Raw genomic sequence first — 13,667 nt, 5'->3', positions numbered from 1 at the left:
AATATAGACGCCTCTTCCGGGATGTCCAGTGATGCCAGCCACCCCCGCACCGATCCTTCGTTTCCACGCCGCTCATGCGCTGCTGCCACATGGCTGGGCGCGCGATGTGCGCATCCTCAGCCAGGGCGGCAGATTCATCGAGGTGACCGAAGGTGTGTCGGGCGCGCCGGGCGATACCGCGTTGGCGATCGCGGTGCCGGGCCTGGGCAACCTGCACAGCCACGCTTTCCAGCGCGGCATGGCCGGACTGACCGAGATCGGCGGCAACAGCGGCGACAGCTTCTGGAGCTGGCGTGAGCTGATGTACCGCTTCCTCGCGCATCTGCAGCCCGAGGCCATGCAGGCGATTGCCGAGCAGGCGTATGTGGAAATGCTGGAATCCGGCTTCACCCGGGTCGGCGAGTTCCATTACCTGCACCATGGCCCGGACGGCGCGGCCTATGCCAACCGTGCCGAGATGGCCGAGCGTATCGCGGCCGCTGCCCGGTCCAGCGGCATCGGCCTGACCCTGTTGCCGGTGTTCTACGCGCATGCCGATTTCGGCGGCGCCGCGCCAAATCCGGCCCAGCGCCGGCTGATCCACGATGTCGACGGGTTTGCTGCGCTGCTGCAGGGCTGCACGCGCGCGCTGCAGGACCAGGACGATGCGGTGCTCGGTTTCGCCCCGCACAGCCTGCGCGCGGTGACCGGCGAGGAATTGTCGGCGTTGCTGCCGCTCAATAGCGGGCCCGTCCACATCCACATCGCCGAACAGACCCGCGAGGTCGATGCCTGCGTCGCCTGGAGCGGCATGCGGCCGGTGCAGTGGCTGTACGAACACGCGCCGGTGGATGCGCGCTGGTGCCTGGTGCATGCCACCCACATCACCGAAGCGGAGATGCAGCAGATCGTAGCCAGCCGTGCGGTGGCCGGGCTGTGCCCGATCACCGAGGCGAACCTGGGTGACGGCCTGTTCCCGATGCAGGCCTTCGCACGTGCCGGTGGCCGGTTCGGCGTGGGCTCGGATTCCAACGTGCTGATCGACGCGGCCGAAGAACTGCGCCTGCTCGAGTACGGCCAGCGCCTGCAACTGCGCGGGCGCAATGTGCTGGCCCCGGGCGATGGTCAGTCCACCGGCCGCTGGCTGTACGAACAGTCGTTGAACGGTGCTGCGCAGGCGCTGGGCGTGACCACCGGGCTGCAGGCCGGTGCGCCGGCCGACCTGGTCGAACTCGATCCGGATCACCCGGCGCTGATCGCCCGCGACGGCGACGCCTTGCTTGACAGCTGGGTGTTCGCCGCACGTAATGGCGCCGTGCGATCGGTGTGGCGCCAAGGGCGCCAGTGGGTCCGTGATGGTCGCCACCCGCAACGCGAGGCGGTGGCCGCACGGTTCGCCGCGGCACTTCGACCGTTGTTGAGGGTCTGATCAGACCCTCCCATGCAGGAATCCAGAGTGACGGGCAAGAAAGCAGCAACCCTCAATCAGCGCATCCGTGCTGATCTGGAAAGCCGCATCCTCAGTGGACAGTGGGAGCCTGGCTTCCGCATCCCCTACGAACACGAGCTGATGGAGCAGTACGGCTGCTCGCGGATGACCGTGAACAAGGTGCTGACCGCGTTGGCCGAGAGCGGCATGATCGAGCGCCGCCGCCGTGCGGGCTCGTTCGTCGCGCGCCAGCCGCCGCACCTGGAACAGGTGGCGCTGGAGATTCCCGACATCGCGATGGCGGTGGAAGCGCGCGGGCACGTCTATGGCTACCAGCTGCTGGAGCGTGCCTACCGGCGACCGCGCGAGCAGGTTGCGGAGGAAACCACCCTGGCCGGCGGCGAGAAGCTGCTGGCGATCCGCTGCCTGCACCTGGCCGATGGCCGGCCGCTGGCGCTGGAGCACCGCCTGATCAGCCCGGTCGGCGTGCCGGAGGTGTTGGCGGTGGATTTCGAGACCACGGCGCCGGGCAGCTGGCTGCTGCAGAACGTCTCGTGGACACGCGCCCAGCACCGGATCAGTGCCTGGGGCGCGGATGAGGCGGCCGCCACGCTGCTGCAGGTCAAACCCGGCACGGCGTGCCTGGTCATCGACCGCCTTACCTGGCGCGGCGAGCAGCCGATCACCTGCGTGCGGCAGATGTTCCTGGGCGATGCCTACGATCTGGTTGCCCGTTTCTCGCCGGGCGCGCGCTGAGCCTTACAGTGTGGTGCACTGCCGCCAGCGGACCGGCTCATCCACGCCGGGGCGCGGGTTGAGCTGGATGCGCACGGTGCGCAGCGCCGGGTAGCGGGTCACTTCCTCGCAGATCAGCGGCCAGATCGTATCGATTTCGCCGGTGCGGTTGATCGCCAGCGTCTGCCGGGTCAGCCAGATGCCACTGGCCACGCCGGGGCGGCTGGCCACGTTGCGTGACAGTTCCTGCTGATAGCGGTCCAGCGTGGCGTCGTCCGGGTTCGCTTCCATTGCAGGCGGGGCGGCGTCGGCAGCGCGGCCAGCGGTCTCGGGGGCCGCGGGGGCCGGTGTCGCAGGCGTGGGCTGGGTGCCGGCCGGCGCGGGTGTTTTCGCTGCAGCCGGCGCGGCCGCCGCGGTTTCGTCGTCGGCCCACTCCGTTTCCAGCCCGGCGGTCAGCGAGCCCAGCCCGACCATCAGGCCCAGCGTCGCCGCGCCCAGTGCCGCGATCGAGATGCGGCGGAGGGCTTCGCCACGGGCACCGGCCTCGACACGGGCCTCCATGTCGCCCGGCAGGTAGGGCTTCAGCAACGGCCACAGCAGCGGGCCGTCGAGGACCTCGACGCTCTGTTTTTCAGCGGCGATGCGTCCATCGCGCTCGACCTTGCCCTCGGTGATCAGGATGCCGCCACGCGCACCGGCCAGGCGCGCGGCGGCGCCCAGTTCGTTCACCGCCGCCGTGCCGATCCGGTAGGCGCGCCCGTGCTTGCAGGAGAGCAGCCAGCGCTGCGGCCCGTCGTGCATCAGGAAATCGCTGCGGGGTTCGCGGCTGTCCACGGCCTCGTCCGGCACGTCCTGCAGCCCGCGCTGCTCGTGCATCGCGCGCCGCACGATCAGGGAAAACTCGCGCCAGTGCATGCCGGCCAAGGCATTCAGGCCGAGCTGGGTCTCCTTGCGCTTCCGTTTGATCAGCCAGAAGTAGGCCGTGGCCAGGAACCAGGCGATGAGGGCCAACAGCAGGGCCAGAATCCAGGAGAGCATGCAGGGGGATATGAACAGGGAAGTGCGATAGACAGTTTATATGCGCCTTTGCACGTCAGCGGCGCGTCGTTTTCGAGCCGGTTCGCATCCGGCGGTCACGTCGGTGACGGCCGTCTCACTTTGCGGGGCCTTGCGGTAGCAGCGCCCACAAAAAACCCGCCAATCCAGAGCCGTGAGGGGAGGGAACAAACGGCGGTGGAAGCGATTGGCGGGTCGATTTCGATTGTCAACAAAGTCGTGCTGCTTTGCAACAAACGTGGTCGGATCAGTTCAGTCAGGCATCGGAGGTCGGCGACTGGTGCGTACCCGGCGATGGATCGGCCGACGGCGAGGCGTTGCGGGCCTCGGCACGGTTGACCCGGGTGTTGAGCGCATCGATCCGGGCATTGAGCGCGGCGACATCCTCGGCGGTCGGGATGTGCAGACGCTTCAGCACGCCCTGGACCCGGTCATCGAAGGCCTTCTCGACCTTGTCCCAGGTGCCGCTGGCCTTTTCACGGGCCTCGCCGAGGTGTTCCTCGACATTGTCGCGCCAGCGCGGTGTATCGCCGGTCTGCTCGCGGTTGCGGGCCTCGATGTTCTCGCCTTCCTTGACCAGGTTGTCGAAGACACGGCTGCCTTCGGCCTGCGCACGCCCGAAGGCGCCCAGACCCGCCAGCCATATCTGCTGGGCCGAATCGGTCAGCTTGCGCGAGAAGCGCTCGGCCTGATCCTGCAGCGAGGGCTTCTCGCCGGGGATGCGATCGTCGAAGTCGTTGGGTGAATGCATGGGGCGATCCCTTGGGTGGACACCCTTGGATCGTATGCATCGCCGGCTTCAAGCGGTGTGATGGCCGGCGCCTGTGCAGCGCCGGGCCGGGCGTCGGTTCAGCCGAGCTTTTCCTGCAACACGCGCTGGATCTCGCTTTCCACCATGCCCTTCATGGCCGAGAGCAGGAAGCCGAGCTTGGCGGTGACCTGCACCTGGCCGGGCTGCAGCGCGATCGCGCCGTCCACGCCGGAGCCGCTGAAATTCAACACGTCGCCCACCCAGTTGGACTGCAGACCGAAACGCTCGGACAGTTTGGCGGCGACTTCTTCGATGGCTTTGCGCGCATTTTCGGCGGGCAGGGAGTGGGCGTGACGGATATCGATGGTGGACATACAGCCTCCTGGCGGACAACGGCGCGGATTTGGGCGTGCATTGTGCGCATCCTCAGGCACAACTCCAAGGTCTGCGTCACACTTCTTCTTCCCTGACATTCAACCTGCTAGGCTGCGCCGCGTGCAGAACCTGCTAGTTCACTTTACTCAACGCCAACATCCCGACCAGCCCCTGCGGCCCGGGGTGCAGCGCATCGTGCGTCATGCATCGGGCACCGTCCGGCTTTGCGATGACGCCCCCGGCACCTTGCTGCTGGCCCAGTTCTGCCTGGATGACCGCGGCCTGTGGCTGCAGGTCGCCAACGGCATCCGCGGCATCCACGTCAACGGCCGCCCGGTGCGCCGGATGGCGCTGCTGCGTGCAGGCGACGCCGTCTACGCCGACGGCGTGGAGATGGTGGTGCAGGGCGATTGCGAAGCTGTCGCGCACGCGCCGCCACGCAGCGATGATGGCAGCGACGACCAGCGCCTGTTGCGCGGGGTCGGCGGCCAGCACCACGGGCGCAGCTTCACCCTGGATCGTCCGCGCGTGATCGGGCGGGGGCCGGAGGCGGACATCGTCATCGACGACCCTGCCTTCGCCGAACAGCACGCCCGCCTGGAGCAGCATGGGGAGCGCCTGCTGCTGCGCGACCTGGGCGCCGGCGAGTCCACGCGGGTCAATGGCGTCACCGTTCGCCATTGCTGGCTGCAGCCGGGCGATCAGCTGGTCTTCGATGCCCAGCACCGCTTCGTGCTCGAAGTCCCACACGACGGCCGCAAGCGCATCGTGATCGACGAAGAGGACGACGGCTTCGAGGCACGCCAGCGCCCGGAACCGGTGGCTGCGCCCAAACGGGTGAGCCGCTGGCCGTGGCTGTTGGCCAGTGCGTTGCTGCTGGCCGCAGCGCTCAGCGGCCTGCTCTGGTTCGGGGCGCGGTAAACGTCATCGCATCCGCGCTGATGCCCCGTGATTTGCTACGCAAACCACGGGCCCCCGCGTGACATTGCTTCCAGACCCCGCCGCGTCGCGGCGCCCCCTGACTCAGGGGGCTCGCCTCCAGACATATGGCGGTGGCTCTGGCAGACAGCCGGACCCTGGATAGATTCGTTTGCAACCAAATTCGCCTTGTCCTGCAAGGCCTAAAGGCTGGTGCGCTGCGGCATACTAGGGGTCTTGCCCCAGAGGTGTGACATGACGCGCGCGTTCAATTTCAGTGCCGGCCCTGCAACGTTGCCGGAATCGGTCCTGCGCCAGGCGCAGGAAGAGATGTTGGAGTGGAACGGCGCGGGCGCCTCCATTGTCGAAATGAGCCACCGCGGCCCGGAGTTCATGGCCGTCGCCGCCCAGGCCGAGGCCGATCTGCGTCGTCTGATCGGCATCCCGGACGACTACGCGGTGCTGTTCCTGGCCGGTGGCGCGACCACCCAGCAGGCCCTGCTCGCACTCAACTTCGCCCAGCCCGGCCAGACCGTGGATTACGTGCTCACCGGGCACTGGGGCAAGACCGCGATCAAGCAGGTCAGCCCTTACGTCACGGTCAACGTCGCCGCGAGCAGCGAAGCCAATGGCTTCCACGACATCCCGGCGCGCGCCGGTTGGCAGCTCTCCGATGACGCGGCCTACGTGCACATCACCGCCAACGAAACCATCCACGGCGTCGAGTTCCGTGACACGCCGGACGTGGGTGACGTGCCGCTGTTCGCCGATTTCAGCTCCTCGATCGCCAGCGAGCCGCTGGATGTCAGCCAGTACGGCCTGATCTATGCCGGCGCGCAGAAGAACCTCGGCCCGGTCGGCGTCTCGGTGGTGATCGTGCGCCGCGACCTGCTCGAGCGCAGCGGCCAGCCGCGTGCGGACATCTTCGATTACCGCTCGCACGTCGCGCGCGATTCCATGCTCAACACCCCGCCGACCTGGAACTGGTACCTGGCCGGGCTGGTGTTCCAGTGGATGCTGGCCGAAGGCGGCGTGGAAGAATTCGCCCGCCGCAACGCGGTCAAGTCGGGCCTGATCTACGGGGCGATCGACCAGTCCGGCGGCTTCTACCGCAATGAAGTCGTCCCGGCCGCACGCTCGCGCATGAACATCCCGTTCTTCCTGCCGGATGACACGCTCAACGCGCGTTTCGTCAGTGAATCCAAAGCGGCCGGCCTGCTGGCGCTGAAGGGCCACAAGGCGGTCGGCGGCATCCGCGCCTCGCTGTACAACGCCATGCCGGTGGAGGGCGCGCAGGCGCTGGCCGCCTTCATGCGCGATTTCCAGCAGCGCAACGGCTGACGCATTCGTTTTTCCCGGGGCGCTCGCCGCCCCACCGCAATTGGAACCCAGATGGCCACCAAACCCGCCAAGCCCAAGGCTGCCAAGCCAGCGCCGACCCCGCCCAAGGCGGCTGCCCCCGCGAAGAAGGCCAAGGCCGCCAAGCGCGATGCCGCGCCGGCCGTTGCCGCGCCCGTGCTGTCGGACGTGCGCGCCAAGATCGACCATATCGACCGCAGCATCCAGGCGCTGATCGCCGAGCGCGCCAACTTCGCCCACCAGGTCGGCAAGGCCAAGGGCAAGCTCGCTGCCGCCGTGGATTACTACCGCCCCGAGCGCGAAGCGCAGGTGCTGCGCATGGTGGTGGACCGCAATGAGGGCCCGCTCAGCGATGAAGTGCTGGTCCACGTCTACCGCGAAATCATGTCGGCCTGCCTGGCCCAGCAGGAGCCGCTGAAGATCGGCTACCTCGGTCCGGAAGGCACCTTCAGCCAGCAAGCCGTGCTTAAGCACTTCGGGCGCTCGGCGCTGGGTCTGCCGCTGGCCAGCATCGAGGAAGTCTTCCAGGAAGTGGAAGCGGGCAACGCCGATTTCGGCGTGGTGCCGGTGGAGAACTCGGGGCAGGGCACCATCCAGATCACCCTGGACATGTTCCTGACCTCCAACCTGAAGATCTGTGGCGAAGTGGAGCTGCGCGTGCAGCAGTACCTGATGTCGCGCAGTGGTCGGCTGGAGGATGTCGAGCGCGTGTATGGCCACCCGCAGTCGTTCATGCAGACCTCCTCGTGGCTGCGCGCCAACCTGCCCAAGGCCGAGAAGATTCCGGTCTCCAGCAACGCCGAAGGCGCGCGCCGCGCCCGCAATGCCGATGACGCCGCGGCGATCGGCGGCGAGAGTGCCGGGCATGTGTACGGCCTGAAGAAGGTGGTGACCAAGCCGATCCAGAACGATGCGGACAACACCACGCGCTTCCTGGTCATCGGCCGCAACATCTTCCCCACCTCCGGCCACGACCGCACCTCGGTGCTGGTGTTCATCCACGACAAGCCCGGTGCACTGTTCGACGTGCTCAGCCCGTTCGCGCGGCATGGCATCAGCATGAACCGGATCGAGTCGCGCCCCTCGCACAATGCCAAGTGGGAGTACGGCTTCTTCATCGATCTGGCCGGCCATGTCGAGGACGAGGCGATGCAGGCGGCCCTGGCCGAACTGAAAGCCCACTCGGCGCAGATCAAGATCCTCGGCTCCTATCCGGTCGCCGTGCCCTGATCCGAACGGCGCAGCCGCCTCGCGCGCTGCGCCCGGCCCGGCGCCCGTGTGGGCGCTGTGGCCCCTCCCGTACACCGTTGCATCGCCGCTGCGGCGGCCCGCCCCCTAGGATTTCCGATGACCGCATCTCCGTACTGGATCGCCCACAAGGGCCAGCCCCTGCAGGGCAGCCTGACCATTCCCGGTGACAAGTCCGTCTCGCACCGCTCGGTGATGTTTGCCGCGCTGGCCGATGGCGTGTCGCGCATCGATGGCTTCCTGGAGGGCGAAGACACCCGCGCCACCGCCGCGATCTTTTCGCAGATGGGCGTGCGCATCGACACCCCGTCGCCCTCGCAGCGCATCGTGCACGGCGTCGGCGTGGATGGCCTGAAGGCACCGGGCGCCCCGCTGGATTGCGGCAATGCCGGCACCGGCATGCGTCTGCTGGCCGGGCTGCTGGCTGCACAGCCGTTTGACTCGGTGATGGTCGGCGACGAATCGCTGTCGCGCCGCCCGATGCGCCGCGTGACCGGTCCGCTGGCCGAGATGGGTGCGAAGATCGATACCGAGGCCGATGGCACCCCGCCACTGCGGGTGCATGGTGGCCAAACGCTGCACGGCATTGCATTCGCCTCGCCGGTGGCCAGCGCGCAGGTCAAATCCGCCGTGCTGCTGGCCGGTCTGTATGCCGATGGCGAAACGTCTGTCACCGAGCCGCACCCGACCCGCGATTACAGCGAACGCATGCTGCGTGCATTCGGTGTGGATATCGAGTTTTCGCCGGGCAAGGCACGCCTGCGTGGCGGCCAGCGGCTGCGCCCGACCGATATCGTGGTGCCGGCCGATTTCTCCTCGGCGGCGTTCTTCCTGGTGGCGGCGAGCGTGATCCCAGGCTCCGAGCTGCGCCTGCGTGCGGTGGGCCTCAACCCGCGCCGTACCGGGCTGCTCGCGGCGCTGCGCCTGATGGGCGCGGACATTACCGAAGAAAACCATGCCGAGCAGGGTGGGGAAGCGGTGGCTGATCTGGTGGTGCGGCATGCGCCGCTGCACGGCGCCGAGATTCCCGAAGCGCTGGTGCCGGACATGATCGACGAGTTCCCGGCCTTGTTCGTCGCGGCGGCGGCGGCACAGGGCAACACCGTGGTGCGCGGTGCGGCCGAATTGCGGGTCAAGGAATCGGATCGTCTGGCCGCAATGGCGACGGGCCTGCGCACGCTGGGCGTGCAGGTCGATGAAACCGATGATGGCGCCACGATCCACGGTGGCGCCGTGCTTGGCAGCGGCACCATCGAGAGCCACGGCGACCACCGCATCGCGATGGCCTTCGCGATTGCCGGCCAGCTCAGCAGCGGCGAAGTGCGGGTCAATGACATCGCCAACGTGGCGACGTCCTTCCCGGATTTCGATGGCCTGGCGACCGGTGCAGGTTTCGGGCTTCGCGCCGGCTGAGGTAGCGACGGGTTCTGCCGGGCTGCTGCTTCCAGATGTCAGGTATGCGTGGTTGCCGGGCAGCGCCCGGCACTACCTTGACCTCGCGCGGACGCGGTGCTTCGCACAACAAAAAAGGGAGGCCATTGGCCTCCCTTTTCGTTTCCGCCGCAGTGCATCCGCTTAGCGCTCCGTACGGAAGTCCACCGGAACGCGCACCACGCTCGCCACTGCGCGGCCGTTATTCATCGCCGGCTCGAACTTCCAGTCGCGCACGGTGGTCAGCACCGCACGATCCAGATCGCGATCACGCGTACCGCTGCGCTGCACGATGTTGGCGTCGGTCACCTGGCCACGGGTATCCACGTTGAGGCTGGCCACCACGCTGCCCTGCACGCCGCTGCGCAGCGCCGTACGCGGGTAGACCGGCTTGGCATTGCTCGCCAGCGGGCGGGCCTCACGGTTGCGTACGGCCGGCGTCGCCTTGCGCTGCTCGGCGGCCGGTGCGGCCTGGCGCGCAGCGGGTGCCGGCGTGGTCGCCACCGGTGCGGTCTCGGTAGCGGGCAACATGCGCTGGCCCACCGGCGCCTCGTTGGTATCGCCCGGGGTGGCATAACGCAGCCACACCAGCGCAGCGGCGAACATCGCGACGATCAACGCCACCCACAACCAGGGTGACGTACGGCGATGGGCGGGCTCATCGATCACGTCGCGCTGATGATGCGGCGAGCGGGGCATGTCCGGGGCATGGGTAACACTCATGGCTGACTCCTGGTGTCGATGTGACACCCGCAGTCTTGCCCGGACACGGTTGCGGATGTGTCAGCGCACCGTCAACGCGACGACTGCATTCCCATCGAGGTTCAGTTTCCTGAGCCGTTGCACAATCGCCGCACGTGGCGGCGATGAATCACCGCGGCGTGAAGTCGAACGGCACTTCCAGGCTGCCAGGCACTGGCACACCGTTGTTCTGCGCCGGCTGGAAACGCCAGCGACGCACCGCATCGGACGCTGCGCGGTCAAGATCGCGTGAACCGCTGCGCTGGATCAACGTCACGGCCGATGGATAGCCGGTGGCATCCACATCCACGCGCACCACCACCGTTCCACTGTCACCGCGACGCAAGGCGGCCGGCGGGTAACTCGGCGGCGGCGACTGGTCAGCAATCGGCTGCGGGCGGTCGCTCGGCGCCATGGCCGTGGGCGCGGCGGGTGCGGCGGGCGCAGCCGGGGCGGCCGGCGGTGGCGGCGGGGCCGTCTCCACCAGCTGCGGCTTTTCCTCGTTGACCGGCGGGGCCTTGGCGTCGGGCATGTCGCTGGAGCCGGCGGCAGCGGCCAACGGCTCGGGCAGCGGCACCACCTCGGCCACCTGGGCGGGGGTCTGCGCGGCCGGGTCGGCTTTGTAGAAGTCGTTGTTGCGGCTGCTCAGCCATACCACCAGGAACAACAGCAGGCCCACGCCGAAGGCGATCGCGGCGATCACGAGGCTGCGGCGGGGCAGGTGGAAGGTGATGTTCTTGCCAGAAGTCGAGCGGGGAGCAGACATGGGGCATACCGTATGGATCACCGCGATTCTGCCACGCCCGGGATGAACCGGCGGCAGAAAAACGCATAACAGGCGATAATCCCCCTCCGAATCCGTAGACCCCTCTGCCGCCATGCTCGATCCAGCCCTGCTCCGCCAACAGCCCGCCGACCTTGCCGAACGCCTGCGCACCTCGCGCGGTTTCGAGCTGGATGTCTCCGGGCTGGAGTCGCTGGAAGCCGATCGCAAGCGCATCCAGGTGCGCACGCAGGAGCTGCAGAGCCTGCGCAACAGCCGTTCCAAGGCCATCGGCCAGGCCAAGGCCAAGGGCGAAGACGTCTCGGCGATCATGGCCGAGGTGGCCGCGTTCGCCGATGAGCTGAAGGCCTCGGAAGTGGCCCTGGATGCGCTGCGCGAGAAAATCGAAGCGATCGCGCTGGGCATTCCGAACCTGCCCGCCGAGGATGTGCCGGCCGGCAAGGATGAATCCGAGAATGTCGAACAGAAGCGCTGGGGCACCCCGCGCGCGTTCGATTTCCCGGTGCTGGATCACGTCGAGCTCGGCGCCCGCAACCGCTGGCTGGATGGCGAGACCGCGGCCAAGCTGTCCGGATCGCGCTTCACCGTGCTGCGTGGCCCGATCGCGCGCCTGCACCGCGCGCTGGCGCAGTTCATGCTCGATCTGCACACCGGCGAGCACGGCTATGAAGAAACCAACGTGCCCGCCCTGGTCAATGCCGAGTCGCTGCGCGGTACCAGCCAGCTGCCGAAGTTCGAGGACGATCTGTTCAAGACGGCCGTGGGCGAATCCACGCGCTACCTGATCCCGACCTCGGAAGTGCCGCTGACCAACATCGTGCGCGATGAGATCATCGACGCTGAGCAGCTGCCGCTGCGCATGACCGCCCATTCGCTGTGCTTCCGTGCCGAAGCCGGCAGCGGTGGCCGCGACGTGCGCGGCATGATCCGCCAGCACCAGTTCGAGAAGGTGGAGCTGGTCGCCGCGTGCACCCCGGCGCAGAGCGATGAAGAGCACCAGCGCATGACGCGCTGTGCGGAAGTCGTGCTGGAAAAGCTCGGCCTGCCGTACCGCAAGGTGCTGCTGTGCACCGGCGACATGGGCTTCTCGGCCATCAAGACCTATGACCTGGAAGTGTGGCTGCCCTCGCAGGACACCTACCGCGAGATTTCCTCGTGCTCCAACTGCGGTGATTTCCAGGCCCGTCGCATGCAGGCCCGCTGGCGCAACCCGGAGACCAGCAAGCCCGAGCTGCTGCACACGCTCAACGGTTCGGGCGTGGCGGTTGGCCGCGCGATGATCGCGGTGATGGAGAACTATCAGAACGCCGACGGCAGCATTACCGTGCCGGACGTGCTCAAGCCCTACATGGGCGGCGTGGACGTCATCGGCTGATCCAGCGCCGTGACGCATGAAGAAACCCGCCGAACGGCGGGTTTTTTGTTGGCGCCCGGTAGAGCCACCCCATGGGTGGCTGCCGTTCCGGTCATGCATCACCTGCAGCCACCCATGGGGTGGCTCTACCCGTCCGTCATCGGCGCCAACACGCCCAGCGGCACCCAGCCGGACGTGGTGCCGCCAACCAGCTCGCACCACACCCAGCTGTTGAGCACGCGCTCACCGCGCACGTGCTGGCCCACGTCCACATCCAGTTCGCGCGCACAGTAAGCCTCGGCCGCCATCGCATCGCCCTGCGCGTTCCTGCCGATCACCTGCGCCGGTACCCAGCCTGCAGCCTGGCCCGGTGTCTCGCACAGATACCAGTTGTCCCAGCCTTCGGGCCCCTGGTAGCGCTCGCCGACCTGCAGCGGATCGCCGGGCTGCAGGGTGATCGGGTGGGGGAACTCACTGCGGTGGGTCTGGACGACGCGGTAATCCATGCGGAATCAGCTGTGTGCAAAGGGCCCCCAGCTTAGCGGCCATTCCCGCGACGCTGCAGCGTTGATTGCGTCATCGGTGCGGCTTCCAGAAAGGAAGAGAGGCAGATCAGAAAGCGCCTTGATGAAATGTAGGAGAAGTTGACGGCCAAGTGGGCGGCACGCGGCGTGGAGGGCCGCAGAGACGGCAGGCACGGGGCTTCGCGGATTGAGCATCCGGTGGCGGCCCGCACGGCCCGCACGTAGCGGTGTGATCGACGCCCATTTCCTGCGGCACACAGCGAACAGGCTGGGCACCGACCTCTACTTCCACAGGACGCCCGGTGAATACAGCGGCTGCACCCCTCCCATCCTCCAATCCCGCCGGCATCGCCGCGTGGCTGATGCTGGGCATCGCCTGGCTGTGCTTCCTGATCCCGTTCCCGGGGCTCGGGCTCTTCCTCGGCTGGCCGCTCAATCTGGTGGCCTTCATCCTGGCTGTCGTGGCGATGTCCAAGGGTGGCGCCGGCAAAGGCATCGCCCAGCTCCTGCTGTCCCTTGTCGCCTCCCCGGTGGTCTACCTGGTGGGCGTCGTGGTATTCGCCGGCGCCGTCAGCGCGATCAGTCAGCCGGCCCCCGATGCCCAAACCCACGCGGACAAGGGTAGCCAGCAGGACACCGCGGTCGCGCCCGTCGCGCCTGTCGAAATCACGGCGCGCCAGCTCTCTCGGGACTACGAGGCCAATGAGGTCGCCGCCGACGTCCTGTACAAAGGCAAGCGACTGCTGATCTCAGGTGAAGTTGCCAGCATCCAGGCAGATCTGATGGATAAGCCGCAGGTGCAGCTGAAGGCCGGAAGCGTCAACCAGGTGATGATCTCCGGCCTCTCCAGGGAAGAGGCCGGCGCGCTCGGCAAAGGCGACACTGTGCTCGCGGCCTGCACGGGCAACGGCATGATCCTGGGATCACCGGTGACACGCGACTGCGAACTCCAGTAGGGCGGGGCCGCGTTCAAAAAAAAGATG

General features: G+C 67.6%; 14 protein-coding genes. 8 read left to right on the top strand and 6 right to left on the bottom strand.

The features are described from left to right. Positions 1-31 precede the first annotated feature (31 nt). Together ABE546_RS02990 and hutC are read left to right on the top strand one after the other, a co-directional pair. A complete protein-coding gene (locus ABE546_RS02990) occupies positions 32-1,408 on the top strand; it encodes a formimidoylglutamate deiminase (protein WP_346462652.1) in 1,377 nt (458 codons plus the stop codon). A gap of 27 nt (positions 1,409-1,435) precedes the next feature. Beyond that, the gene (gene hutC, locus ABE546_RS02985; RefSeq protein ID WP_313210751.1) at positions 1,436-2,164 is read left to right on the top strand and encodes a histidine utilization repressor; all 729 of its coding nucleotides are present in this window, start codon (positions 1,436-1,438) and stop codon (positions 2,162-2,164) included. Between the two features lie 3 nt (positions 2,165-2,167). On the opposite strand, the gene ABE546_RS02980 is transcribed toward hutC, so the two are convergent. The 3 genes from ABE546_RS02980 to ABE546_RS02970 all read right to left on the bottom strand — a co-directional run bounded on the left by ABE546_RS02980 (position 2,168) and on the right by ABE546_RS02970 (position 4,324). Next, positions 2,168-3,181 carry a restriction endonuclease gene (locus ABE546_RS02980; protein WP_346462651.1) on the bottom strand — a complete coding sequence of 338 codons (1,014 nt, stop codon included), beginning with the start codon at positions 3,179-3,181 and terminating at the stop codon, positions 2,168-2,170. Positions 3,182-3,455: 274 nt separating this feature from the next. After that, positions 3,456-3,950: a phasin family protein gene (locus ABE546_RS02975; protein ID WP_313210755.1), complete on the bottom strand. Its 495-nt coding sequence runs from the start codon at positions 3,948-3,950 to the stop codon at positions 3,456-3,458. A 98-nt stretch (positions 3,951-4,048) separates the two neighbouring features. Further along, positions 4,049-4,324 carry a polyhydroxyalkanoic acid system family protein gene (locus tag ABE546_RS02970; RefSeq protein ID WP_313210757.1) on the bottom strand — a complete coding sequence of 92 codons (276 nt, stop codon included), beginning with the start codon at positions 4,322-4,324 and terminating at the stop codon, positions 4,049-4,051. A gap of 121 nt (positions 4,325-4,445) precedes the next feature. On the opposite strand from ABE546_RS02970, the gene ABE546_RS02965 reads away from it, so the two are divergent. The 4 genes from ABE546_RS02965 to aroA all read left to right on the top strand — a co-directional run bounded on the left by ABE546_RS02965 (position 4,446) and on the right by aroA (position 9,263). Further along, entirely contained in the window at positions 4,446-5,246 is an 801-nt protein-coding gene (locus tag ABE546_RS02965) for an FHA domain-containing protein (RefSeq protein WP_346462650.1), read from the top strand. 252 nt (positions 5,247-5,498) lie between these two features. Beyond that, complete coding sequence (gene serC, locus ABE546_RS02960) at positions 5,499-6,584, top strand: 3-phosphoserine/phosphohydroxythreonine transaminase (protein ID WP_346462649.1); 1,086 nt, start codon at positions 5,499-5,501, stop codon at positions 6,582-6,584. 51 nt (positions 6,585-6,635) lie between these two features. Continuing rightward, a complete protein-coding gene (gene pheA / locus ABE546_RS02955; protein ID WP_346462648.1) occupies positions 6,636-7,832 on the top strand; it encodes a prephenate dehydratase in 1,197 nt (398 codons plus the stop codon). Positions 7,833-7,949: 117 nt separating this feature from the next. After that, positions 7,950-9,263, top strand: a complete 1,314-nt coding sequence (gene aroA / locus ABE546_RS02950; RefSeq protein WP_313212490.1) for a 3-phosphoshikimate 1-carboxyvinyltransferase — start codon at positions 7,950-7,952, stop codon at positions 9,261-9,263. Positions 9,264-9,425: 162 nt separating this feature from the next. On the opposite strand, the gene ABE546_RS02945 is transcribed toward aroA, so the two are convergent. Both ABE546_RS02945 and ABE546_RS02940 read right to left on the bottom strand, forming a co-directional pair. Next, entirely contained in the window at positions 9,426-9,980 is a 555-nt protein-coding gene (locus ABE546_RS02945; protein ID WP_346462703.1) for an energy transducer TonB, read from the bottom strand. Positions 9,981-10,152: 172 nt separating this feature from the next. Beyond that, positions 10,153-10,788: an energy transducer TonB gene (locus ABE546_RS02940; RefSeq protein WP_313212492.1), complete on the bottom strand. Its 636-nt coding sequence runs from the start codon at positions 10,786-10,788 to the stop codon at positions 10,153-10,155. Between the two features lie 112 nt (positions 10,789-10,900). On the opposite strand from ABE546_RS02940, the gene serS reads away from it, so the two are divergent. After that, entirely contained in the window at positions 10,901-12,181 is a 1,281-nt protein-coding gene (gene serS / locus ABE546_RS02935; RefSeq protein ID WP_346462647.1) for a serine--tRNA ligase, read from the top strand. Between the two features lie 125 nt (positions 12,182-12,306). Here serS and ABE546_RS02930 read toward each other — a convergent pair whose 3' ends face one another. Next, positions 12,307-12,666, bottom strand: a complete 360-nt coding sequence (locus tag ABE546_RS02930) for an SH3 domain-containing protein (protein WP_346462646.1) — start codon at positions 12,664-12,666, stop codon at positions 12,307-12,309. Positions 12,667-12,986: 320 nt separating this feature from the next. Here ABE546_RS02930 and ABE546_RS02925 point away from each other — a divergent pair, with 320 nt between their 5' ends. Next, the gene (locus ABE546_RS02925; RefSeq protein ID WP_346462645.1) at positions 12,987-13,640 is read left to right on the top strand and encodes a hypothetical protein; all 654 of its coding nucleotides are present in this window, start codon (positions 12,987-12,989) and stop codon (positions 13,638-13,640) included. The last annotated feature ends 27 nt before the right edge of the window (positions 13,641-13,667 follow it).

The organism is Stenotrophomonas sp. TWI377, assembly GCF_039674525.1.
Lineage (GTDB): Bacteria > Pseudomonadota > Gammaproteobacteria > Xanthomonadales > Xanthomonadaceae > Stenotrophomonas.
The sequence above is the reverse complement of the archived record's forward strand: the minus strand, read 5'-3'. Positions and strand labels throughout refer to the sequence as shown.

Bases quoted from the DNA above. Each gene is read 5' to 3' on its own strand.
- ABE546_RS02990 (WP_346462652.1), top strand. From the start codon at position 32: ATGCCAGCCACCCCCGCACCGATCCTTCGTTTCCACGCCGCTCATGCG.
- ABE546_RS02980 (WP_346462651.1), bottom strand. From the start codon at position 3,181: ATGCTCTCCTGGATTCTGGCCCTGCTGTTGGCCCTCATCGCCTGGTTC.
- ABE546_RS02975 (WP_313210755.1), bottom strand. From the start codon at position 3,950: ATGCATTCACCCAACGACTTCGACGATCGCATCCCCGGCGAGAAGCCC.
- ABE546_RS02970 (WP_313210757.1), bottom strand. From the start codon at position 4,324: ATGTCCACCATCGATATCCGTCACGCCCACTCCCTGCCCGCCGAAAAT.
- serC (WP_346462649.1), top strand. From the start codon at position 5,499: ATGACGCGCGCGTTCAATTTCAGTGCCGGCCCTGCAACGTTGCCGGAA.
- pheA (WP_346462648.1), top strand. From the start codon at position 6,636: ATGGCCACCAAACCCGCCAAGCCCAAGGCTGCCAAGCCAGCGCCGACC.
- aroA (WP_313212490.1), top strand. From the start codon at position 7,950: ATGACCGCATCTCCGTACTGGATCGCCCACAAGGGCCAGCCCCTGCAG.
- ABE546_RS02945 (WP_346462703.1), bottom strand. From the start codon at position 9,980: ATGCCCCGCTCGCCGCATCATCAGCGCGACGTGATCGATGAGCCCGCC.
- ABE546_RS02940 (WP_313212492.1), bottom strand. From the start codon at position 10,788: ATGTCTGCTCCCCGCTCGACTTCTGGCAAGAACATCACCTTCCACCTG.
- serS (WP_346462647.1), top strand. From the start codon at position 10,901: ATGCTCGATCCAGCCCTGCTCCGCCAACAGCCCGCCGACCTTGCCGAA.
- ABE546_RS02930 (WP_346462646.1), bottom strand. From the start codon at position 12,666: ATGGATTACCGCGTCGTCCAGACCCACCGCAGTGAGTTCCCCCACCCG.